The sequence below is a fragment of the Bradyrhizobium sp. USDA3010 genome (genome assembly GCF_056429065.1).
Window position 1 is genome coordinate 108340 of record NZ_JBWJZD010000015.1, and the last position, 23620, is coordinate 131959.

Consider the following 23620-nt stretch of genomic DNA (forward strand, 5'->3'; position numbering starts at 1 on the left):
GGGACGAGACCGATGAGTTCGATCAATCGACGCGATTTCGGTATAGCCGTGGTCGCGACCATGCTGCTTCCTGTCACGGCGGCCCGCGCCGAAGACGTCGCGGTCCACATCGACAACTTCTCGTTCGCGCCGAACCCGCTCGAGGTGAAGGTCGGCACCACCGTGACCTGGACCAACCGCGACGACATCCCGCACACCGTGGTGTGTGCGGGAAAATTCCGCTCCAAGACCATGGATACCGACGGCACCTTCTCGTTCACCTTCACGGAGCCCGGCGAGTACAAGTATTTCTGCTCGCTGCATCCGCACATGACAGGCAGTATCAAGGTTGGGTAACGTGACCACCCATACAATCACAGCCATGCCCGGCCGGTGGCCCTCCGCCCCCGGCCGGGCACAAGCCGTCTCTCGACATGCCGGGCAGGACACGATGGTTGTCAAAGCGTCGCAAGACGATCCCGAAAAGGCGCGGCGCTTCCGCGAAGCCGCGCTGCCGTACCTTGACGACGCCTATACCCTGGCACGCTATTTGTTGCGCGATGCCGCCGACGCCGAGGATGCGGTGCAGGAATGCTATCTGCGCGCCTACAAGCATTTCGACAGCTACCGTGGACCTGCGATGAAGCCGTGGCTGTTTGCGATCCTGCGCAATGTCTGCCGCGCCGAATATGCCCGCCGCAAGACCGCCCCCACCGCGGTCGAGGAGCTGCCCGAGGGTGGCGATCAGACCCCGCTGTGGAATGAGGCGCCGGAGACCCCGGAAAAGCAGCTGCTGCGTCGCTTCGACGGCGACACCGTGCGCAAGCTCGTCGCGGCGCTCGCCGAGCCGTTCCGCGAGACCTTTGTGCTCAGGGAAATCCAGAATCTTTCTTACCGCGAGATCGCCGATGTCGCCGCCGTGCCTGTCGGCACCGTGATGTCCCGCCTCGCACGCGCCCGCGCCATGCTGCGATCGGCCTGGCTCGCGGAACAGGAGCAAGTGAAATGAACTGCGAGGAAGCCGAAGTGCTGGTCCACGCGCTGATCGACGGCGAACTCGATGCCGGCCATGCGCGCGAAGTGGAAGCCCATATCGAGGGTTGCGCGCATTGCGCCGCCCTGATGAAGGAATATCAGGAGATCCGTCAGGCGATCGCCGAGAGCGATGTGCGCTACAAGGCGCCGCTCGAGCTGCGCCGCAAGATCGAGAAGGCGTTGCCGCAACCGCAGGCGGCGCCGACCCGGCGCTCGGTGCTGCGCGGCTTCGCGATGGGCTCCGCCGTGTCGGCGATGGCCGCGACCGGCCTCGTCGCGATCGTGCTGCGCAATGACGACGAGCAGCGCATCGAGAACGAGGTGGTGTCGGCGCATCTGCGCTCGCTGCAGGCCGGCCACCTGATCGACGTGGTCTCGACCGATCAGCATACGGTCAAGCCCTGGTTCAACGGCAAGCTCGACGTCTCGCCGCCGGTGATCGATCTCACCGCGCAGGGCTTTACCCTGATCGGCGGCCGGCTCGACTACGTCAACGCCCGCGAGATCGGCGCCGTGGTCTACAAGCGGCGCCAGCACGTCATCAACCTGTTCGTGGCGCAGACCGCGAGCACCGAACGGAAGTCCGCGAAGATCTCGACGCTGCAAGGTTTCAACATTCGCCGCTGGAGCGACCGCGGCCTGAACTACTGGGCCGTCAGCGATCTCGGTGCCGACGAATTGACGGAGTTCGGCGACAAGTTCGAGGGCGCGATGCGCGCGAACAAGGAGGGGTGAGATGCCTCCCTTGGCCGACCGTCATTGCGAGGAGCGACAGCGACGAAGCAATCCATATCTCCGTCTTTCGCGATGGATTGCTTCGCTTCGCTCGCAATGACGGATGAGGCTGCTTCGTAGCCCGGATGGAGCGCAGCGCAATCCGGGAACAGTCTCGCAAGGATCGAGAACCCCGGATTTCGCTTCGCTGCATCCGGGCTACGGGTTCAAGCCTACGCCGACTTGCGCACCGCGTTGTCGACCAGCGTCTTGCCGAGCGACCAGATCGCGCCGGGCACCTTGTGGCTGCCGGCGATCACCTCGTCGAACGACTTCTCGATCCAGCTGCAGTCGTCTTCGGTGATCATGAGCGGCGGCAGCAGCTTGATGGTGTGGAGGCCGTGGCCGGCGACCTGGGTCAGGATCTTGTGATCCTTGAACAGCGGCACCGTGATCAGCTGGCAGAACAGGCCCTTGTTGGCGGTCTCCAGCAGATTCCACGACGCCTTCAGCCGCAGCGATTTCGGCGGGCCGAACTCGACCCCGATCATCAGGCCCTTGCCGCGGACTTCCTTCATCAACTCGTAGCCCGGCACCATGCGGGTCAGCGCAAGGCGCAGCTCGGCGCCGCGTTTGGCGGCGTTCTCGACGAGCTTTTCGGCCTTGATGACATCGAGCGTGGCGATGCCGGCGGCCATCGCGAGATCGTTCTTGGCGAAGGTCGAGCCATGCACGACCGCGCGGTCCATCTGGTTGAAGATCTTGTCGAAGATGCTCTTGCGCGTCAGCAGCGCGCCGATCGGCACGTGACCGCCGGAGAGCGCCTTCGCCAGCAGCACCATGTCGGGCTCGATGCCCCAGTGCTCGATCGCGAGGAACTTGCCGGTGCGGCCGATGCCGGTCTGGATCTCGTCGGCGATGAACAGCGTGCCGTATTTGCGGCACAGCGCCAGCGCGCCGGGCAGGAACTCGTCGGTGGGCATGTTGACGCCCTTGCCCTGGATCGGCTCGACGATAAACGCACCGACCTGGCGCGACGACAGCGCCTTCTCCAGCGCCTCGAGATCGTTGTAGGGGATCGGGGTGCAACCCGGCAGCAGCGGCTCGAAGCCACTGCGGAAATTCGAATCATCGGTCAGCGACAGCGCGCCGTAGGACAACCCGTGGAAGGAATGCCCGCAATAGACGATGCCCGGACGGCCCGTGGCGCCACGCGCGAACTTGATCGCCGCTTCGACGGTTTCGGCACCGGAATTGGCGAAAAACACCTTGTCCAGATATGGAACATATTCCAGAAGCCGTTCCGCGAGCACGCCGGCGAGCGTCGAGACGTCGAGCTGCACCAGATTCGGCAGATCGGCGTCGAGCACGCTCTTCAGCGCCTTGCGCAGGTCCGGATGATTGCGGCCAATCGCAAAAACGCCAAATCCGCTCAATAGATCGAGGTAACGAGCCCCCTGACGATCGAAGAGGTATTGGCCTTGCCCCTTCTGGAAGCCGACGTCATAGCCGATGGTCTTGAGGACGCGAACGAGCTGCTCGTTGAGGTGACGCGTGTGCATGGCACCGCGCTGCCCCTCGCGCTCCACAAAAATCTCGGAAACGTCTAAATTGGAACTTACCATTCGTTACATACGTCGGTTGATGGCCATCTCGTCAACTTAAAACGCTCGCTAGCGGCGTTTTGACCCCCGCTCGGATCGTCTAGTTAAGCACAGGTTTGGACCATGTTGCACTGCCCAAGAACTTTCGCGCGTACAATAGCCTTTTCAGGTTTATTTTTGGCCACCGTATTATCACCGGCGCTTGCAGCGGACCCGACCGGCGACTGGAAGGTCGCCGACGGTGTCGCCACCATCCGCGTCGCCCAGTGTAATGGCAGCATGTGGGGTGCGGTGTCCTGGGAAAAAACCCCCGGCGGCAAGGATAAGAACAATCCTGATCCGGCGAAGCAAGGCAGGCCTACGCTCGGCATGCCGATCCTGATCGACATGAAGAAGAAGGCCGGCGCCGACGCGTGGGAAGGCCAAGTCTACAACGCGAAGGACGGCCAGCTCTACAGCTCGACCATCAAGCCCGTCGGCACCGATCAGCTCGAGATCCAGGGCTGCGTGCTCGGCTTCCTCTGTGGCGGCGAGACCTGGACCCGCGTCGGTCCGCCGATCCCTGTCAGCGCCACCGGCAACCCGCCTGCCGCGGGCAGCCCGGCGGCGAAGGGTGCCCTGCCCAAACCGGCCGCGCCGCAGAAGACCACCGGCGCCGTGGCGCCTGCCACCAAGCCGGGGCAAAAGCAGGCAACCACTGCCCCAGGCAACGCCAATGCGTCTGCTGACGTCGTGGGTGATATCTGCCTGCTGCCGGACATCGCGCGACCAACGCATTGACCAAGGCCAGCTGGCGGCGTCGCGCGCGCATGCCGGCTGGTTCGTGACGTTGACGCGTGCCTGAATTTAAGGCTCGGCGGCACCTTGCCGCCAAGCCCGATCGCCTGCGCGTCAGGTGACGTCGTTGGCGATATCCTCCTCCTTGAGGGCCTCGCGCGGCTTGCCCATCAGCGCCGGCTGGAACAGCAACACTGCCGCGAGCGTGGTGACGAGCGAGAGCGCGAGCAGCTTGCCCATGCTCGCGGTGCCGGGATGGCTGGACAGCCACAGGCTGCCGAACGCGGTCGCCGTGGTCAGCGCGCTGAAAAAGATCGCACGCGTCAGGCTCGACTGCAGCAGGTTTGTCCTGCCCTGCCGCCATGCCGTGACATAGTAGATCTTGAACGCGACGCCGACGCCGAGCAGCAGCGGCAGCGCGACGATGTTGGCGAAGTTGAGCGGCAGCCCGATCAGCACGCAAATCTCCAGCGTGACGATGCCGGCGACCAGGAGCGGCACCAGCGTCATCAGCACGTCGACGACGCGGCGCAGCGTCAGCCACAGTAGCAGGCCGATCGTGACCAGCGCCAGGATGCCGGCGTGGATGAACGCATTCACGATGACATCGCCCGACTTCAGGATCGAGACCGGCCCGCCGATCGCGGTCGGCTCGGCGGCGAGCACGGCATCGGCAAAGCGGCGCAGATTGTCGTTGTCGTTCGGATCGCCCTTCGGCTCGACCTCGACACGCATCAGGCCGTCCTTGGTCCTCCAGCTCTCGACCAGTTCCGGCGGCAGGTTCTGCAGCGTGACGGTCTGGGCCTGCAGCGTGTTGCGGAGCTGATCGAACACGATCTTCATCGGCGCGACGAAGACGTCCTGGGCCTTGTCACGGATGGACTGGTTCGAATCGGCCAGCTTCTGCAGGGCATCGGCGAGCCGGCGCGCGGCAACCGCGCCCGCCCCCTTGCCGTCGCCCGCGGTCCTGCGCAGGTTGTCGACCGAGCTCTTCAGCGACTCGACATTCTCCTGATCCGACGGCGCCGGATCGACCGAGTCGGGGTTGAGCGCGGGACCGAGCATCTTGGCCGCCTGCGCGATCAGCTTCAGCTTGGCCGGCTGATCATCAGGCACGAAGCTGTCGAGCGACATCACGCGCGACACTTCCGGCAGCTTCTCGAGCTTGGCCTCGATCTTCTTGGCGTCGGCCTCCGAGCGCGTCATCACGTTGATGGCGTTGGCGCCGGTATTCGGATCGTTTCTCAGGTCGAGGAAGGTCGCGATCGATTCCGCGTGCTTGTTGCGCAGATTGATCGGGTTGAAGTCGAACTTCATGTAGTGCAGCAGCGGCAGGCCCGCGACCGTGACCAGGATCGTGCCGACGATGATCGGGACGCGATGCTTTTCCAGGAAGTGATCGAGCGGCGCCAGGAAGGCGTAGCCGACCGGCTCCTTCTCTCCAGGCGGATTGAGCAGGTCGAGCAGCGCCGGCAGCACCGTGATGCTGGTGATGAAGGCCACCAGCATGCCGGCGCCGGCGATCTTGCCGAGTTCGGAGATGCCCTTGTAGTCGGTCGGCAGGAAGCACAGGAAGCCGGCCGCGGTCGCCATCGCCGCGAGCGACAGCGGCACCGCCGAGCGACGCGCCGCGTTTTCCAGCGCCAGCGTCAGATTGTCGTTCTTGTAACGCTCGGAGCGGTAGCGGACGCTGAACTGGATGCCGAAGTCGACACCGAGGCCAACGAACAGCACCGCGAAGGCGATCGAAAGCAGGTTCAGCGATCCGACCATCATCAGGCCGACCGCCGTGGTGAGGGCAAGACCGATGAACAGGTTCACGAACACCGCGAAGATGATCTTGCCGGAATGCAGCGCCAGCCAGAGGATGATCAGCACGATCACCACGGTGCCGATGCCGTTGCGGATCGCGCCGTCCTGCACGGTGGCGTATTCCTCGTTGGCGATCGGCACGGGTCCGGTCAGGCGGACGCGCGCGTGATACTCGGTCGGGAATTTCAGGTCGGCCGCCGCCTGCCGGATCGCATCGGTTGCGTCCTTGCCCGGCTCCAGCGCCGAATAGTCGATGATCGGCTTGATCTCGATGAAGGCACGCTTGTCCGAATCGGTCAGCGGCTTGTCGCTGGTGAGCTCACGCCAGGAGAAGGTCGCATTGCCCTTGGCGAGGACGGTCTCAACGGTCTCGGAGATCAGGTTGAAGGGCGGAGCGGCGTTGTCGAGCTTGACCTGTCCGCGCTTGACGCCGGCAAGGCCGGTTTCGAGCGCACCGGTCAGTCCGCGAATTGAAGGGTCGCCAGCCATGATCTCGATCAGCGGCGCTGCCGATTCGAGCTGGCCCGTGACCTTGCCGACCTCTTCGGTCGGCAGGAACAGCAAGCCGTTCTTCTCGAAGAATTCGCCGGAGCCGAGCGCGGTGATCGCCTCGAAGTTCTTCTTGTCGGCTTGCAGCTTCGCGGTGAGCGCCTTCGCGGCCGAGCTGGTCAGCTCGGGCGTCGCCGCCTCGACGACGGCCAGGATCAGCCGCTCGCGATCAAAGGCTTCCTCGAACTGGTTGTCGCGCTTGCGCCAATCCAGATCCGGCGAGATCAGCTTGTTGATGTCGGTGTTGATCGAGAAGTTGCGAGCCGTATAGAAGCCGGCGCCGATCGACAGCAGCACCGAGAGAATGACAACCGGAAGGGCAAAACGCGTACAGGTCCTAACAACGGAGACGACAATATTTGTCAGCACTTCGTTTCTTTCTAATCTCTGGGAAGCATGGCCGAAAACGCCCGCTCTGTAGCGGAGTTCCGGGGACCGATCTAATGTTGTTTTGGTTACCTTCCTCGACGAGATGGCAAGGAGGTTCCAAAGCACAGGAACGGCCACGAGCCGCCGGTATAGACCGCAGGAGTGGGCGATAAAGTGACGAACAAGTGAGGGAGACGGACGGTCGCAGGACCTGAAATCCACACCATATTACCTCACTCCCCTCACTTGACTGGCTACTCATCCGCTCGAAGCGCTACCTTTTTGCCACAAATCCCTGTATTTCCATGCCCTTGAGGGCGCGGATCACGTGCAGGATCTGAGATGGTGCGGGCATTGCAACTGAAGTTGCGGCGTCCGCCCGGGCGGAGTGCGTTGCCGAAATGGCAGCAGGGCATGGAATGAGATTGGTGCAATTTGCGTAACGGACGACCTATGGAAGTGTTTCTTGCCCAGCCGCGCGGCTTTTGCGCGGGCGTTGTGCGCGCGATCGAAATCGTCGAACGCGCGCTGCAGAAGTATGGCCCGCCGGTCTACGTCCGCCACGAGATCGTTCACAACAAATACGTGGTCGAAAGCCTGAAGAAGAAGGGCGCGATCTTCGTCGAGGACCTGTCGGAAGTGCCGGCCAAGGCGGTGACCGTCTTCAGCGCCCATGGCGTCGCCAGGAGCGTCGAGGAGGAGGCGGAGGCCCGCGACCTGCCCGTGCTCAATGCCACCTGCCCGCTCGTCACCAAGGTCCACAACCAGGGCAAGCGCTATATCTCGAGGGGCCGCGCCCTGATCCTGATCGGGCATGCCGGCCATCCCGAGGTCGAGGGAACCATGGGGCAGGTTCCGGGGCCGGTCCTGCTGGTCCAGAGCGTTCAGGATGTGGCGGAATTGCGGCTGCCGACCGACGCCCCGGTCGCCTACATCACCCAGACCACCCTGTCGGTGGACGACACCAGGGACATCATCGCGGCCCTTCAGGCAAAATTTACAGATATTCAAGGCCCGGACATCAGGGATATCTGCTATGCGACACAGAACCGCCAATCTGCGGTAAGGGACCTGAGTAAGCTGGTGGATGTCATTTTGGTGGTGGGGGCCGCCAATAGTTCCAACTCGAACAGGCTTCGTGAGATCGGCACCGAGGTTGGTGTCGCGAGTTATCTCATTGCCGATGGGAGCGAGCTCAACCCGGATTGGCTGAAGGATGCGAAGGCCGTCGGCATTACGGCGGGTGCATCGGCACCTGAGGTTTTGGTCGACGATGTCATCGAGGCCCTGCGGCGTATCGGACCGGTGTCGGTCTCGGTCGTTCCGGGCCGCGAAGAGAATATCGAATTCCGGCTGCCGGCCGAACTGACTGCGGGCTGATCTGAACCCACTTCCCTTTGATAAGTGCAGAAAGAAAATCCTCTAATGGCTATACCGTTCTTCAAGGAAATGCGTATCGGCGGTTATCTGATCAAGCAGAAGCTGCTTGGCCGCAAACGCTATCCGCTCGTGCTGATGCTGGAACCGCTGTTCCGCTGCAACCTCGCATGCGTTGGCTGCGGCAAGATCGATTATCCCGATGCGATCCTCAATCGCCGCATGACCGCGCAGGAATGCTGGGACGCGGCCGATGAATGCGGCGCACCGATGGTGGCGATCCCGGGCGGCGAGCCGCTGATCCACAAGGAGATCGGCGAGATCGTGCGCGGCCTCGTGGCGCGCAAGAAGTTCGTCTCGCTGTGCACCAATGCGCTGCTGCTCGAGAAGAAGCTCGATCTGTTCGAGCCGTCGCCCTATCTGTTCTTCTCGGTGCATCTCGACGGCCTGAAGGACCATCACGACAAGGCGGTGTCGCAGAAGGGCGTGTTCGATCGCGCCGTCTCCGCGATCAAGGCGGCGAAGGCGCGCGGCTTCACGGTCAACGTCAACGCCACGATCTTCGACGGCCATCCGGCCGAGGAGATCGCCAAATTCCTCGACTTCACCACCGAGCTCGGCGTCGGCGTCTCGATGTCGCCGGGCTACGCCTATGAGCGTGCGCCCGACCAGGAGCACTTCCTCAACCGCACCAAGACCAAGAAGTTGTTCCGCGACGTCTTTGCGCTCGGCAAGGGCAAGAAGTGGAATTTCATGCATTCCGGCCTGTTCCTCGACTTCCTCGCCGGCAACCAGGAATACGAGTGCACGCCCTGGGGCATGCCGGCGCGCAACATCTTCGGCTGGCAGAAGCCCTGCTATCTGCTCGGTGAAGGCTACGCCAAGACCTTCAAGGAGCTGATGGACACCACCGATTGGGAGACCTACGGCACCGGCAAGTACGAGAAGTGCGCCGACTGTATGGCCCATTGCGGTTACGAGCCGACCGCGGCGACCGCTGCGATCAACAATCCGCTGAAGGCGATGTGGGTCGCGCTGCGCGGCATCAGGACCACTGGCCCGATGGCGCCGGAGATCGACATGTCGAAGCAGCGTCCGGCGCAGTACATCTTCGCCGAGCAGGTCCAGAAGAAGCTCTCGGAGATCCGCCGCGACGAGGCGGCGGCCGCCGCTGCCAAGCAGCAACAGAAGGCTTCCAGCGCCGCCTGATGCTCCATGTGAGCGAGGCAAAATTGAAGGGCCTCGGTTCAGCGAACCGGGGCCCTTTTTCTTGGATCAGGATGCCGCCTGCGCTTGCCGGGTTCGCAACAGCAGCTGCTCGATCTCTGCGGCGCGCGGAGCGCTGAGTGTGCCACGCTCGATCCCGAGCGGGACATTGCGCAGAGCCAGTTCGCGATACAACGCGCCCGAAGCGGGAAAGCGCTCGTCCAGGGCCCGCAGGTGCTTGACGATCGTTCCAACATCGCCGCGCGCCACGCAGCCACCCATGCCGTTGGCGAGGCCACCGTCGAGAACGGCCGCGACGGTGCCCCGCAGCAGCGGCATCATGGCACGCAGCGCGTCGGCCTCGCTGGCGCCAAAGCTCTTCCAGAGCTCGACGCCTTCCTTGAGCAGCGAGATCAGGAACGGACCGACATAGTAGGCCGAGGCATGATAGAGCGCCCGCACGCCGGCCGGCAGCGCCAACGGCTCGCAGGCGATGCTGGTGGCGAGCCGTTCAAGGTCGTGCCGGAAGTCGCCTTCTGCCTCGATCCCGACGGTGCATCCGCGCAGCCCCTCAAGCGCGACGTCGGGATTTGCAAACATCTGCATTGGATGAAACCCGCCGGTTGCGGCGCCCGCGGATCGCGCATGATCGAGCGCCGCGAGTTCGGTCGCGCCGCTGCAATGGACCACGCGGTGACGCGGCTCCCAGCGCAGGCCGCGGCAGACCGGCAGGATCGCGTCGTCGCTCACCGTGAGGAAAACCATGTCGCAGAAGTCCACGACCTGCTGCGCGTCGATCATCGGCCGTGCCGACGGGATGCGGGATCCGAGGCGCTGCGCGGCATCGGGACCGCGATTATAGAAGGCTGCGACGTTCAAATCCGCGCGAGCGAACGCCGGCGCCAGCGTCTGCGCCACGCGGCCGGCGCCGATGAAGCCGATCCGCAACGCCGCCAGCGACGTGCTCATTGCGCGTAGCTCCCGTCGATGCGGTCGAGCTTGCGCCGCAGCGCCGGCCACTCCAGCAGCCCGTAACCGGCCTGCAGATTTTGTGCCGCTTCATTCAGCACCGGATTGGTGTCGCGCTCATTGTCCAGCGTGATCTCGGTGCCGGCAAAGCAGGTCACCGTGTTGCCGATCGCCAGCTCGCTCGGCGCGTGCAGCGGCCGGCCGCAGCCGAGCGCATCGACCTGGATCCGGCAGGCCTGCTCCAGCCAGTAGATCGCATTGAACGCCTGCGGAATCGTGTTGCCGCAGACCAGGAGGCCATGATTGCGCAACACCAGCACGTTGTTGCGGCCGAGATCGGCGACGACCCGGTCGCATTCGTCGCGGTCGATCGCCGGCCCCTCGAAGTCGTGATAGCCGATCCGCCCGTGAAACCGCATCGCCGTCTGCGACAGCGGAAGCAGCCCTTCGGCAAGCGTGCTTACCGCGGTCCCTGCCCGGGTGTGGGTATGCAGAACGCATTTCACGTCGGGCCGTGCGCGATGGATCGGGGCATGCAGATAGAAGCCGGCCACGTTGACGTTGTAGCCGTGGTCGGGCTGCAGCAAGGTCCGGCCCTCGATGTCGATCTTGACGAGGCTCGACGCCGTGATCTCCTCATAGAGCATGCCGTACGGATTGATCAGATACCGATCGTCATGCCCCGGGACCTGCGCGCTGATGTGGTTGTAGATCAGGTCGGTCATTCCATAGAGCGCGACCAGGCGGTAGCACGCCGCGAGATCGACCCGCATCGCCCACTCCTCTTCTCCGACGATCGCCCTGACGTCGCTGACGGCACAAACTTCGGTCTGACGCATATAACTGGGACCCTTAGTGACGGATGACGGAGGCGCGTTCGACGACCTTGCCAAGGCCTTCCGACGACGGAAGCGCACCGAATACATGCATCCCGTCCGCGCCAAGTCTGGATTGCACGAAGAGATCGGCAGCGGTGGCATCGCCATGCCGCAACATCTCGGCCGCCTGCAACGCATGCGCCATGCGGGTGACCAGCGCCCGCGCATGCCCATCGTCCGGATATCGTGCCAGCAAGCGATCCGCGAGATCGTCCGTGCAGCGGTCATAGACCGCATTGAGGCCCCTGCTCGCACGCAGTTCGTCGACGAACGCGTCCCGGCAATTTGCATCCCGTTGCATGGCGCGCAGCACGTCCATGCACATCATGTTGGAGGTGCCTTCCCAGATCGAATTCAGCGGCGCCTCGCGGTAGAGCCGCGCCATCGCATTCTCCATGATGAAGCCGTTGCCGCCATGCACCTGCAGACACTCATAGGTGAAAGCCGGCGCGCGCTGGCAATTCCAGAACTTCACCACGGGAGTGGCGACCCGCGCCAGCAGCCGCTCGTGCTCGCTCGTCTGCAGGCCGTCGGTCGCACGCGCGACGCGAAATGCGCCCAGCATCGCCGCCTCGCTCTCGAGTGCGAGATCGGCAAGCACGTTGCGCTGCATCGGAAGCTCGGCCATCGGCTTGCCGAACGCGGTTCGCGTTTGCGCGTGGTTCAGTGCCAGGCTCAGCGCCTGCCGCATCAGCCCGGCGGAGCCGACCGCGAAATCCAGCCGCGTCAAATGAGCATGCGAAAGGATCTCCGCGATGCCACGGCCTTCCTCACCGACCAGGATCGACCACGTATCGTGATACTCGATCTCGCTCGACGCGTTCGAACGGTTGCCGCACTTGTCCTTCAGGCGCTGAATGTGGATGCGGTTGGCGCTGCCGTCCGGCAGCAGGCGCGGCACGAACAGGCAACTGACGCCGGATTGGGTGCGCGCCAGCGTGTAGAATCCATCGGCGACCGGCACCGAGAAAAACCATTTGTGGCCGGTGATCGCATAGATCTCGCCGTGCGCGCCGCGCTCGACGAAGCGCGCGGTCGTTTGGGTCTCACGCAGGTCGGAGCCACCCTGCTTCTCGGTCATCGCATAGCCGATCACCGCCGCGCGCTTGGCCTCGATCGGAAGCCGGCGTGGATCGTAGTCCGCCGCCAGCGTTCGCTCCCGCCACAGACTGAATTGCGGCTTGCCGGAAAACCCGGCGATCGCGGCGTACGCCATCCCGGTCGGACAACCGACGCCGTTCTCGATCTGATTCCAGAGATAGCTCAGCGCTGCGCGCGCCAGATGCCCATGTGGCTCGCGCGCGGACCAGGCGAGGCTATGGACCTCGCTCTGGAACGCCAGCGCCATCAATTGATGCCAAGCCGGATGAAACTCGACCCAATCATTGCGGTTGCCATACCGGTCGTGGGTCAGGAGCTTCGGCTCGTGCTCGTTGGCAAGCCGCGCGACCTCCTGCACAGCTTCGCTGCCGGCATGGGCTCCGAGCGCGGAAAGCCTGTCCTTCGCCCATGGCACCATCGTTGCGATCAGACCGCTCAACGCGCGGTCGTCATCGAACGCGTTGAAGCCTGTGGCTGGCCGCGCCTGATTGCGGACTTCATGGGTCGCGAACGCACTGGTTTTCGCTTCCGCGACGGTAACCGGATGGACACGCGCATTCATGCGGAAACCCTCGATACAGGGGTCAATTCAGGCGCGGGATGGCGAAACAGCATGCGCGCGGAAAGCCCCGCGATCGTCTGAGCGATCGCCTTTGCCGCGTCGGAGTCCGGGGCTGCTTCGGGCGCCAGCGGACCAACCAGCGCCTCCATGAAAGCGCCGGCCACGCAGGATGCCGCGACATTCGCATCGATATCGACGAACTCGCCGTTGGCGATGCCGCGCCGGACCAGCCTTGCGATCTGGTCGGCCAGGGCCGCCCGGTATTTCAGGCGCGCCGCATCGATCCCGGGCTCACAGGGTTCGGCGATCAACGCATAGGCCAGACGGCGGCCGCGCATCGCCCGGACCGAGAAGGTGTAGATCGCGTCCACCAGACACTGGGACGCGGATCCCTCCGCCTCGACGATCGCGGCGACAACGGCCACCTCGCGCTCGGAAACCAGGGCGAGCACCTGCGCGTAAAGGTCCGCCTTCGAGTCGAAGTAGCGATACACGCTGCCGGTCGCCACGCCGGCCCGTGAGGCGATCAGGGCGATCTGGGCGTCCTTCCACCCACTCAGCGCCACGGCGTCCCTGGCGGCATCCAGAATGCGGGCCTTGGTCTCGACGAGTTGGTTGAGGCGAACCGCCGCGATTGCCATCGTGAACCTTAATTCATGAATACAGGACCATAGTTCATACTCGCTCGCATGGCGGTATCTGTCAAGCATCCACGGGGCGGTTCGAGGTCGCAGGACGGCGTACACCGCCCGCGGACGCTGTGGCTGGGCCTGCAAGGACCAATGATCGTCGGAGACTTGCCGTGCCACGCGCAGGCAGGAACAGGCCTGGAGGGTCACCCGCCCGCAAACCGGCAGATCCACACCGGAACTTGGACCGGCGTGACATCGAGCCAAACCGTCAGGCACCAAAGCAAAAGGCCCGATCGCGATGCGATCGGGCCTCTGCTTTTGAGCTTGATTGTTTTGAGCTTGGTGCGGCGAGCAACGCCGTCCCGGCCCGGGACAGCTGGATCAGGCCGCCTTCGCCACTAGGACGTCGTCCACCGGCATCAACACGTCGCTGCCAAGCAGGAAGCCGCGGCAGCTGCGCAGCGAGCGGAGCGCGCGATTGAAATCGATTCCGGTCGACACCAGCGCTCGCAGCGTCCGCGGATTGCGCACGATGCCGCGCAGCACCTTGCGCAGGTCGATGTCGCCATTCGGCTTCACCGCGGATTTCGCAAGCTCGGGCAGCGCCCGGTGCGCCGGATCGCTGATCACGCGCAGCGCGGCGAACGGAACGCCCGCCTTGGCGGCATAGGCTGCCGCGATATGGCTTTCCATGTCGACTGCGGCTGCGCCCGTCATCGAGCGCAAGGCGGCCTTGCAGGCCTTCGCCGCGATCACCTGTTCGACGCCGGCAAGCCCGCCGCGGACGATCCGGCGGCGCTTCAGCGCGGCGCTGGCGATCATCTCTTCGTTCAGGGCGGATGCGGCCAGGAAACGGGTATCGCCGGACATCACTTCGGTCGCGACCACGACGTCGCCCGACTTCAGCGACGGATCGAGCCCGCCGGCCACGCCGAACGAAATCACGCCACGGAAGCTAGTCGGATCCAGCGTCGCCAGCAATTCACGCAGTTGCTGCGGATCGCTCGAGCTGCAGATCACGATCATGCCGGGACCGGCTGCGATGCGGGCCTCCTGCACCAATCCAGTCACAATCAATACCGGCCGAGGATCAATTCTGCTGCCCACGGTCTCGGCGGCCCCCGCCTCAACAATCACATCCCGACCCCTACCACCCTGCTATTGGTGCTTCTCAAATTTCGATACCGCGCCAGCGCCCAGAGCGGAAAGAACTTCGAGTAGCCATGATATCGCAAGTAAAATACCCGCGGAAACCCCGTAGCTGTGTATCGCTGCTCGTCCCACAGCCCTTTTTCCGTCTGTGTTGCCTTTAGGTACTCCACCCCCCGCGCAACGGCGGGATTTTCGACCTCTCCGGCCGCCATCAATCCAAGCAAGGCCCATGCCGTTTGCGAGGAGGTCGACGGCGCGACTTCATAACCCTTGTAATCCAGCCGGTAACTGACGGCGTCCTCGCCCCAGCCGCCGTCCTGATTCTGGACTGACGCCAGCCAATCGACCGCTTTCCGAATCATCGGGTCGTTGCGATCGACCCCTGCGACATTTAGCGCGGAGAGCACCGACCAGGTGCCGTAGACGTAATTCAGGCCCCAGCGGCCGTACCAGGAGCCCTCGGCCAGCTGGGTGCGGCGCAGATAGGCGATACCGTCGGCCATCGCGTTGCTGCTCTCGGCAGTCTCGCCGAGCTGGCCCAGCATCGAGATGCAGCGCGCCGTGACATCCTCGGTCGGCGGATCGAGCAAGGCGCCGTGATCGGAGAACGGGATGTTGTTGAGGTAATATTCGAGATTGTTGGCGTCGAACGCCGCCCAGCCGCCGTCGCGGCTCTGTAGCCCCTCGATCCACTCGCGGCCGCGCGCGATCGCCTCGTCATATTCCCTGGTTCCGCTATGGCGCCGCACGCGGTCCATCGCCATCACGACCACCGCGGTGTCGTCGAGATCGGGATAGTGATCGTTGTTATACTGGAACGCCCAGCCACCGGGACGGACGTCCGGCGCCTTGACCGCCCAATCGCCCTTCAGCTCCAGCACCTGGCGCGGCTTCAGCCAGTCGAGGCCCTGCTTGGCCTTGGCGAGCGTATCCTCGCCGCCCGCTTCCTGCAGCGCATGACAGGTCAGCGCGGTGTCCCACACCGGCGAGACGCAGGGCTGGCAATAGGCCTCGTCGTCGCGGATCACGAGCAGCTTGTCGATGCCGCGGCGGGTGACGGCCCGCGGTGGGAAATTCTCGTCCTTGCCGAGCGCCTCATACATCATGACGATGTTGGCCATCGGCGGATAGATCGCGCCCATGCCGTCTTCGCCGTTCAACCGCTCTTCGGTGAAGGCGAGCGCGGCGTCGATCGCGCGCTGGCGCAGGCGCTTCGGAAACATCGGCTCGATCACGCGCAGCACGGCGTCGAGCGAGCGGAACAGATAGAACCAGCTCGCGCTCTGATGCGGCGCCTTCGACGCCATGCGAACCGATTTCGGATCCTCCAGGAACAATTCGTCGATGCCGACGCCCTTCGGATTCTTTGCACGCGGCTTCAGCGCGGCGAGCACCATCAGCGGCACCATGGTGGTGCGCGCCCAGTAGGAGATCTTGTTGATATGGAACGGCGACCACATCGGCAGCAGCATGATCTCGATCGGCAGCACCGGCGTCGCGCGCCAGGTCACGACGCCATAGAGCGCAAGCAGGAAGCGCGTGAACACGTTGCTGCCCGAAGCCCCGCCGCGCGAACGGATCGCCTCGCGCGCCCGTACCATGTGCGGCGCGTCGACGGAATCGCCGATCATCTTCAGCGCGAAGTACGACTTCACGCTGGCGCTCATGTCGAACGGGCCGTCATGCACCAGCGGCCAGCCGCCATGCGCGCCCTGGACGCGGCGCAGATAGTTGCCGAGCTTGGCCTCGAGCGCGGCGTCGACGGGCTCGGCCAGGTAGTGACGCAGCAGGATGTACTCGGCCGGAATGGTGCTGTCGGCCTCGAGCTCGAACACCCAATGCCCGTCGGACTGACGGTAGCCGAGCAGCGCTTCGGTTGCCTTGGAGATGCTCTTCTCCAGCGCGACCGGATCGACTGCGACGCCGTGATCTCTCGAAAGCATTTCGCTCGATATCCTCTTCATTGCGGACCGGCTGATCGAAAGCCGCGGCCGCTTAACAGGTCGAATTTAACGCCTGGCCAGAACCAGATCTGCGGCGCGATCACCCGACCGCACCGACCCCTCGATGGTTGCCGGCAACCCGGTAGCAGTCCAGTCGCCGGCAAGAAACAGGTTTTTTTGCGCCGTCGTGGGCCCCGGACGCAGGGCATTCTGCTCCGGCGTCGCCTCAAATGTGGCGCGGCGCTCGCGCACGATCTGCCACGGCGGCAGGTCGCCGGAAACGCCGGATGCCTTGCAGATGTCCCGCCAGATCGCCTGCGCGAGCTCCTCGCGCGGCATGTCGACTAGGCGGTCGCCGTTGCTGATCGTCACCGACAGCCGCTGCGGGAACGCGAACAGCCACTCCACCAGACCGCCGACCACGCCGAGAATGGGCGCCGCGTCGCGCGGCGGATCGACGCGGAAATGCGCGTTCACGATGGCGCGGAATTTGGTCGGGGTTTTCAGGCCAGGCAGCAGCGTTGCCGCGGCGCGCGGCGGCACCGCGAGCACCACGGCATCGTCGGCCGCCAGCGTGATCTTGTCGCCACCGCCGAAGTCGAGCTCGCTGATGCGATCACCCGACATGCCAAGCGCACGCAATTCGTGACTGAACTGGACGCTGTGGCCCCGCTCCTGCAGCAACTTCACGGCCGGCTCGATCAGCACCGAGCTCAGGCCGTCGCGTGCGATCAGCGGACGGCAGGCCTGCCCGCCGGCGAGCAGCGTCTCGCGCACGATGGCGCCGGCAAGCCCGGCCGAGCCCTCCGGCGGATCGACGTTCAATGCGGCGAGCAGCAGTGGCTGCACCAGGCGGTCATACAGCGTGCCCTTGCAGGGAATGGTGTTGCCAACCAGCGCCTCGGTACCGGCCCAGGCCAGCGGCGCCAATGCGAGATAATCGCGCAGGCCGGTGTCCGGGACACGGCGCGCCTCGTCGAACACCCACAGCGGCAGACGGGAATCGCCGAGGTCGAGCTGCCAGCGCTGGCCGGAGGCCAGATCGACGAACGGAAACTGCGCGCGCGCCGGTCCCACGAGGCCGGCTTCGGTGCCGATCGAACGCGCGTAGCTCAGCGCATGGCGGTTGCCCGACAGCAGCAGATGGTTGCCGTTGTCGATGGTGAGATTGGTGGCGGCGTCGAAATAGGAGCGGCAGCGGCCACCGGCCTGCTGCGTCGCCTCGTGGACGGCAACCTTGTAGCCGCCATTGGCGAGCCGCACGGCCGCGGAGAGGCCGGAAATACCGGCACCGATGATATGAACGGTCTTTTGCATCAGATGATCGCGTAACGAAGAAGAATGCCGATCTTGGCTGCCTTGGACACACGCACCGGCTCACGCGGAGCGGCGAAGCCGCGCGCGATCAGGAGATCGAGGATTGCGCGGTAATATTTCGACATGATCCGCGGCGCGCGCACGGCGCGGCGCGAATTGCGCTTCATGATCTCATCGGACTTCTGGAAGTGCATCTTGGCGCGCTCGGCAAGCGGCGCGCAGACTTTCGGCAGCGCGCGGTCGGCGGTGACGCGGGCCGGGTCGTTGTTGGTGATGCCGGCATGCCAGAGCCATTCGCGCGGCAGATAGAGCCGGCCGAGACCGGCATCCTCGTCGATGTCGCGCAGGATGTTGGTGAGTTGCAGCGCGCGGCCGAGATGGTAGGCGAGCTGGATGCCGTCTTCCTCGGGCAGGCCGAACACGCGCACCGACAACCTGCCGACCGCGCTCGCGACGCGATCGCAATACAGGTCGAGCGTCGCAAGATCGGGCGCGCGGATGTCCTGCGGCACATCCATCTCCATGCCGTCGACGATCGCGACGAAATCCTCGCGCTTCAGGCCGAAGGCCTTCACCGACGCGACATAGTCCCTCAGCCGCTCCGGCGGATGCCCCGCATAGAGCGCATCGATATCCTCGCGCCACTGCTGCAAGGCGGCCAGGCGCTCCGGCCGCGGACCATCGGAATCGGCGATGTCATCGACCTGCCGGCAGAAGCTGTAGATCTGGAACATCGCCTCGCGCTGCGCGTGCGGCAGGATGCGCATCGCGGCATAGAACGAGCTGCCCGACGCGGTGCTTCCGTAGCTTGCGTTGGCCGCCGCCTCAGCACTCATGCCCCTGCCGCCGTCTTGGAGACCGCACGCCGTCCGATCGCCCGCCGCGCGGTCTCGCCGGCGACGCCGCCAAGGCTCTGCAGCAGCAATTCGACCGGGCTCAGATGCACGCGCTCGCTGAGCGGATCGCGCACTTTCAGCAGGTTGACGATCTTGTCGGCAAACGCCTGGATCACCGAGATCTCGAGCCCGAGCCGGAAATCCTTCACTTCGGCGGCGAGCGACTTGCTCTGGTCGAGCAGCGCCTCGGTGCGCACCGCAAGCGCCTGCAGGCATTTCAGCAGGGCCGGCGATGATTTCGCCTCGCCGAGCATCTCGACGGTTGCACCCGTTGCAGCCAGCGCATCGCGCGGCAGGTAGACGCGGTTCAGGTTGCGGTAGTCCTTGCCGCAGTCCTGCAGATGGTTGTTGATCTGCAATCCGGCGCAAAGCGCGTCCGACGCCGCCCAGGTCGAAATATCCTCGCCATGCACGTCGAGCATGAAGCGCCCGACCGGCATCGCCGAGTACCGGCAATAGTCGATCACGTCGTCCCAGTTCTCGTAGCGCAGCTTGGTGACGTCGAGGCGGAACGCCACCAGCACGTCGAGCGCATGCCGCGGCGGCATGCCGCGCTCGGCGAAAGCACGGCGCAGGCTGACCGCTTCCTTCTGGCTATCGCCATTGCCGAGCAGCTCGGCCTCCATGAGGTCGAGATACCGCAGCTTCTCCGCAGGCTGCAGCGTGGCGTGATCGGCGATATCGTCGGCGGTCCGGACGAAATTATAGAAGGCCAGGATCAAGGCACGATGCCGCGGATGAATGATCCACGACGCGACCGGAAAATTCTCGTCGCGGTGGGTCTTTCCGGATCGCAGGTCGCTCGCGGTGGTCATGGGAAATTTGGGCTACACTGGTCATGGCACGACGCAGGCGCGGACGGTCAGGCGCATGCGGGGGATTTGCGAGCCCCATATAGGGGAATACGCCACCAAAACCAATGCTATCTGTGACCGCCAGCATATGTGACCGCGGCCGGCATGGCTGCCAGCCGCGGCGTTGATAGCGGTCCCTTGAGACCCGAATTCGGTCTTATTGGCCGTGGGTCTTCAGCACCTGGTCGCAGGCGGCGCTGATCTTGCTGCGGTTCTGCTGCAGACAGGCGAGGATGGTGAAGTCGCCCTGATCGATCACGGAACGGCAGTGACGCTGCACGTCGCGCGTGCAGGCCTTCTGCTCATCGGGCGTACCACGCCCTTGCTGCTGGGCGAAGGCGCTGGACGAGAGCGGGATCGACAACACGGCAACAGCCAGGAGAAATTTACGCATCGTATTCCTTCATTTCCGACAGCAGAAAATCTGTTCCCGAAACGCGTTTCGGCATGGCCGGGACGGATTTTGGGGATTGCAGACGCCACGTAACGCGGCAACGGATTGACGACAAGCACTGCTAAATGCGGCTAAATTTGCGGCGCTGTAAACCCCTGCTTAAGTCATTGATTTAGCACAACGATTCATGCTATCACTTTGTCGCGTTTGGGTATTGCGGATCACACTCGCGCAAAGCTACATGCCAAACGAGGCCAATGGTTTCTGATTCTGTTCGATGACAACAGGGCTCGCGCGCGCGCCGCTTCTGTCGTTTGAACCTAACATTCTTGGGTGACACTAAACCTTCGATGCGGCGAGACGCTTTCTTGCGAAAGAAGCGTTGATTTTGATGGGAAAATTCACAATGAAACTGTTTGGTTCCAGCCTTGGTCAGGCCCTCAGAGCTGTGGGCGTCGGCGCCGCATTGATGCTGTCTGTCTCCGCAGTCCATGCCCAGGCCAGCGGTCCGTTTGCCGGTTTTGCCGGCTCGTGGACCGGATCGGGCACGGTGGCGTTGTCCAACGGCACGACCGAACGGATTCGTTGCAAGGCGGACTACAAGGTCGCGCCGTCGGGCATGAATCTGAAGCAGTCGCTGCATTGTGCCAGCGACAGCTACAAGTTCGACCTCTCCAGCGACGTCACCAGCCAGGGCGACCGGATCTCCGGCAACTGGAGCGAGGCGAGCCGCAACATCTTCGGCAATTTGCAGGGCACCGCAGGCGGCGGGCGGATCGACGTGTTCGTCGAGGCGTCCGGCTTTGCCGCCAACCTGAACCTGCAAACCAACGGCTCCAAGCAGGTCGTGCAGATCGACTCCAAGGGCGAGATCCGCGGCGTCACGATCACGATGACGAAGACCTGACCCCTTCGGCCGATTTGGCAGGCAAACAAAAAAGCCCGGTTCCGAGCGCTTCGGAACCGAGCTTTTTTGTTGCGGGTCTTTGTTGCCCGTCAATCAGGCCTTTTCGATCGGCGCCGGTTGCCCGCCCTTGCCGCGGAGCTTCTGCGACAGGTTGATCAGGAACATCGAGGTCGGCCGCAGGATGAAGAGGTCCGCGACCAGGGCTGCGACCATCGAGAACGCGCTGAGCCAGCCGAACAGCCGCAGCGACGGCAGGTCGGAGAACACGGTGACGACGAGGCCGCAGGCCAGCACCACCGTGGTCAGGATCAGCGCGGGGCCGACCAGCACGGTGGCCCGCTCCACCGCAAGCTCCGGCGTGACACCGGGCTTGGTCTCGAGCCGCAACCGATTGAGGAAGTGGATGGTGGCGCTGAGGCCGAGGCCGAACGACACGGTCAACGCCACGACGCTGGCGAATTGCAGCCCCTCCCCGAGCAGCCACAGCACCGTGCCTGACAGCACCACCGGGAAGATGCCGGGCAGGATGCAGGAGAACATCACCACGACCGAACGGAATGCGAGCCCGATGAAGATCGCGACCAGCGCGAACTCGACGGTGAGGCCGCGGTTGAGCTTCTCGATCATGTTGGCGCTGTTGCGCGCGGCAATCACCGACAGGCCGGTGACCGCGATCTCATAGCCGGGATGCTCGGCGCGCACCTTGTCGAGCGAATGATCGAGCTTGTTCACCACCGGAAGCAGCTGGCTCGAATCGAGATCCGGGACGCGGCCCGACACCACGACCGCATCCTGATCCTTCGAGATGAAGCGGCGCACGAGATGCTCGGGAATCACGCTGACATATTCCTTCAGAGTCGCGACATCGTTGCTGCCGGCCTTCTCGGCGAGCCAGCGCCGCAGGGTTTCCAGCGACCAGACGTTGCCGACGCCGGCGCTGTCCTCGACCATCGCATGAACGTCGGCGATCGTCTTCAGCGTCTCCGGCGAGTAGAGCGATTGGCCTTTGGGGAATTCGATCAGCACATCGACCGGATTGGCGCCGGTCAGCTTGGCGTCGAGCCGGCTCGACGCCTCCACCGCCTGCCGCTTGTCCGGCACCTGGTCGGCGAGCCGGTAGCGCGGCTCGAGATTGGCGTAGATGATGCCGAGGCCGCCGACGACGATCAGCGCGAGCAGGCTGAACAGCCCGGGACGGCCGACCATCCGCACCGCGATCCAGTAGCAGAAATTGCGCAGCGCCTGCACGCCGGCGTCAGCGCTCTGGAACTTGACCGCGAAGACCTTCTCGTTGCGTACCAGCAGGATGCCGAACACCGGCACCAGTGACAGCACCGCGACCAGCGCGATGATGGTCGCCGCAAGCCCGGCCTCGCCGAACTTGCGGATCAGGTCGGAATCCGAGAATTGCAGCGCGATGAAGGAAATCCCCGCCGTGCCGTGCGTCAGCACGCAGGCCGGGCCGACCACCAGCACCGCGTTCTTGAATGCGGTGAACTTGTCCTGGCCCGCGATCAGCCGGTCGCGCGCCGCGAATGTCAGCTGCATGGAGTCGGAGAAGCTGATCACCATGATGAGCGGCGTCATCACGTTGAGGAACATGTTGAGATTGAAATTGGCCCAGCCGAGGCCGCCGAGCGCGAGCAGGATCGCGATCATCGGCGGGAACGCCGCCGCCACCATGAAGGATATCTTGCGGAAGAAGATGATGGCGATGACGCAGCCGGCGAGGATGCCGAGGATGTTGTAGGTCAGGCCGTCGCGCTCGACCGCATTGCGGATCTCGAGCTGCATGACCGGCACGCCGGACAGCTGGGCATTGAGCCCGCTGCCGCCGAGATCGTCGGCCATGATCTTCCTGATGTCGCCGACCACCTTGCTGAGCTTGTTGCTGCCGACCACCTCCGGCTCGAGCGACAGCACGACCAGCGCGAGCGTGCCGTCCTCCGACAACAGCTTGCCGCGGATGATCTCGTTGCTTTTGACGGTCTCGACGAACTTGTTGTAGGCCGCGCCCTCGGGGAGTTCATTGGGGAACAGCGCCGCCGGCAGCTTGCCGGGCTCTGGCGCCTGGCGCGCCGAGAACAGCGACACCAGGCCGCGCACGCCCTCGACGAGCTGCAGGTCTGTGACCATGTCACGGAGCTTGCCGAGATTGTCGCGTTCGAGCAGCGTCTTGCCTTCGACCACGACGAGGACGTCGAACTCGGTCGCCGGGAAGCGCTTGGTCACCGCCTCATATTGCTTGTAGTCCTTGGATTCGGAACGGAACAGCTGCGACAGCGAGTCGTCGATCTTGATCCGATGCACGCCGAACACCGCGCCGATCAACAACAGGACGAGCACGATGCAGGACAGGATCGGCGCCCGCATCGGGATCAGGCCGAGACGCTCGATCCCGAACGCGATGCTGGGGCCCGACCGCGGCTCTTCGACCTTCTCGACGTGGACCTGACTTTCGGAGTTCTTTTCGAGCATGCCCTGTCCAGTTCTGAAAACGGCTCAATCTGTCTAGCTTGGGTCGAGGGGCGCGAATGAGGCGGGTGAGCGCGACTTATCGGCGCTAGTCCTTGAAAACACGCGAATATTGACC

General features: G+C 64.1%; 20 protein-coding genes. 7 read left to right on the top strand and 13 right to left on the bottom strand.

Annotated elements, in window-relative coordinates:
- Positions 1–12 precede the first annotated feature (12 nt).
- From AC066Y_RS22960 to AC066Y_RS22970, 3 genes are all read left to right on the top strand, one after another.
- A complete protein-coding gene (locus AC066Y_RS22960; RefSeq protein ID WP_176532575.1) occupies positions 13–336 on the top strand; it encodes a cupredoxin domain-containing protein in 324 nt (107 codons plus the stop codon).
- 94 nt (positions 337–430) lie between these two features.
- Positions 431–988, top strand: a complete 558-nt coding sequence (locus tag AC066Y_RS22965) for a sigma-70 family RNA polymerase sigma factor (protein WP_173641736.1) — start codon at positions 431–433, stop codon at positions 986–988.
- Positions 985–1749: an anti-sigma factor family protein gene (locus AC066Y_RS22970; protein WP_092125125.1), complete on the top strand. Its 765-nt coding sequence runs from the start codon at positions 985–987 to the stop codon at positions 1747–1749. The genes AC066Y_RS22965 and AC066Y_RS22970 overlap by 4 nt, the downstream gene beginning before the upstream one ends.
- 212 nt (positions 1750–1961) lie before the next feature.
- On the opposite strand, the gene hpnO is transcribed toward AC066Y_RS22970, so the two are convergent.
- A complete protein-coding gene (gene hpnO / locus AC066Y_RS22975; RefSeq protein ID WP_478275851.1) occupies positions 1962–3353 on the bottom strand; it encodes an aminobacteriohopanetriol synthase HpnO in 1392 nt (463 codons plus the stop codon).
- Positions 3354–3455: 102 nt separating this feature from the next.
- On the opposite strand from hpnO, the gene AC066Y_RS22980 reads away from it, so the two are divergent.
- A complete protein-coding gene (locus AC066Y_RS22980) occupies positions 3456–4112 on the top strand; it encodes a DUF2147 domain-containing protein (RefSeq protein ID WP_478275852.1) in 657 nt (218 codons plus the stop codon).
- Between the two features lie 111 nt (positions 4113–4223).
- Here the strand turns inward: AC066Y_RS22980 and hpnN are convergent, their stop codons facing one another.
- Positions 4224–6839 carry a hopanoid transporter HpnN gene (hpnN, locus tag AC066Y_RS22985; protein ID WP_478275853.1) on the bottom strand — a complete coding sequence of 872 codons (2616 nt, stop codon included), beginning with the start codon at positions 6837–6839 and terminating at the stop codon, positions 4224–4226.
- 453 nt (positions 6840–7292) lie between these two features.
- Here hpnN and ispH point away from each other — a divergent pair, with 453 nt between their 5' ends.
- Entirely contained in the window at positions 7293–8219 is a 927-nt protein-coding gene (ispH, locus tag AC066Y_RS22990; protein WP_092125121.1) for a 4-hydroxy-3-methylbut-2-enyl diphosphate reductase, read from the top strand.
- A gap of 45 nt (positions 8220–8264) precedes the next feature.
- Complete coding sequence (gene hpnH / locus AC066Y_RS22995; RefSeq protein ID WP_478275854.1) at positions 8265–9425, top strand: adenosyl-hopene transferase HpnH; 1161 nt, start codon at positions 8265–8267, stop codon at positions 9423–9425.
- 66 nt (positions 9426–9491) lie between these two features.
- Here hpnH and AC066Y_RS23000 read toward each other — a convergent pair whose 3' ends face one another.
- From AC066Y_RS23000 to AC066Y_RS23045, 10 genes are all read right to left on the bottom strand, one after another.
- Positions 9492–10391: a Rossmann-like and DUF2520 domain-containing protein gene (locus AC066Y_RS23000; protein ID WP_478275855.1), complete on the bottom strand. Its 900-nt coding sequence runs from the start codon at positions 10389–10391 to the stop codon at positions 9492–9494.
- A complete protein-coding gene (locus tag AC066Y_RS23005) occupies positions 10388–11230 on the bottom strand; it encodes a class II aldolase/adducin family protein (RefSeq protein WP_478275856.1) in 843 nt (280 codons plus the stop codon). The genes AC066Y_RS23000 and AC066Y_RS23005 overlap by 4 nt, the downstream gene beginning before the upstream one ends.
- Before the next feature lie 13 nt (positions 11231–11243).
- Positions 11244–12932, bottom strand: coding sequence for an acyl-CoA dehydrogenase family protein (locus tag AC066Y_RS23010; RefSeq protein ID WP_478275857.1), 1689 nt, complete (start codon positions 12930–12932; stop codon positions 11244–11246).
- A complete protein-coding gene (locus AC066Y_RS23015) occupies positions 12929–13573 on the bottom strand; it encodes a TetR/AcrR family transcriptional regulator (protein ID WP_478275858.1) in 645 nt (214 codons plus the stop codon). Before AC066Y_RS23015 ends, AC066Y_RS23010 begins: the two co-directional genes overlap by 4 nt.
- 372 nt (positions 13574–13945) lie before the next feature.
- Positions 13946–14701: a phosphorylase gene (locus AC066Y_RS23020; RefSeq protein WP_409334636.1), complete on the bottom strand. Its 756-nt coding sequence runs from the start codon at positions 14699–14701 to the stop codon at positions 13946–13948.
- Positions 14698–16659 carry a squalene--hopene cyclase gene (shc, locus tag AC066Y_RS23025; protein ID WP_478275859.1) on the bottom strand — a complete coding sequence of 654 codons (1962 nt, stop codon included), beginning with the start codon at positions 16657–16659 and terminating at the stop codon, positions 14698–14700. The genes AC066Y_RS23020 and shc overlap by 4 nt, the downstream gene beginning before the upstream one ends.
- A 66-nt stretch (positions 16660–16725) precedes the next feature.
- Positions 16726–17976, bottom strand: a complete 1251-nt coding sequence (hpnE, locus tag AC066Y_RS23030) for a hydroxysqualene dehydroxylase HpnE (RefSeq protein ID WP_478275860.1) — start codon at positions 17974–17976, stop codon at positions 16726–16728.
- On the bottom strand, positions 17976–18812 hold the full coding sequence (hpnD, locus tag AC066Y_RS23035; protein WP_478275861.1) for a presqualene diphosphate synthase HpnD: 837 nt from the start codon (positions 18810–18812) through the stop codon (positions 17976–17978). The genes hpnE and hpnD overlap by 1 nt, the downstream gene beginning before the upstream one ends.
- Positions 18809–19687, bottom strand: a complete 879-nt coding sequence (hpnC, locus tag AC066Y_RS23040; protein WP_478275862.1) for a squalene synthase HpnC — start codon at positions 19685–19687, stop codon at positions 18809–18811. The genes hpnD and hpnC overlap by 4 nt, the downstream gene beginning before the upstream one ends.
- 196 nt (positions 19688–19883) lie before the next feature.
- Entirely contained in the window at positions 19884–20120 is a 237-nt protein-coding gene (locus AC066Y_RS23045) for a hypothetical protein (RefSeq protein WP_097670565.1), read from the bottom strand.
- Between the two features lie 406 nt (positions 20121–20526).
- On the opposite strand from AC066Y_RS23045, the gene AC066Y_RS23050 reads away from it, so the two are divergent.
- A complete protein-coding gene (locus AC066Y_RS23050; RefSeq protein ID WP_478275863.1) occupies positions 20527–21027 on the top strand; it encodes a hypothetical protein in 501 nt (166 codons plus the stop codon).
- Positions 21028–21120: 93 nt separating this feature from the next.
- On the opposite strand, the gene AC066Y_RS23055 is transcribed toward AC066Y_RS23050, so the two are convergent.
- Complete coding sequence (locus AC066Y_RS23055) at positions 21121–23505, bottom strand: efflux RND transporter permease subunit (RefSeq protein ID WP_478275864.1); 2385 nt, start codon at positions 23503–23505, stop codon at positions 21121–21123.
- Positions 23506–23620 lie beyond the last annotated feature (115 nt).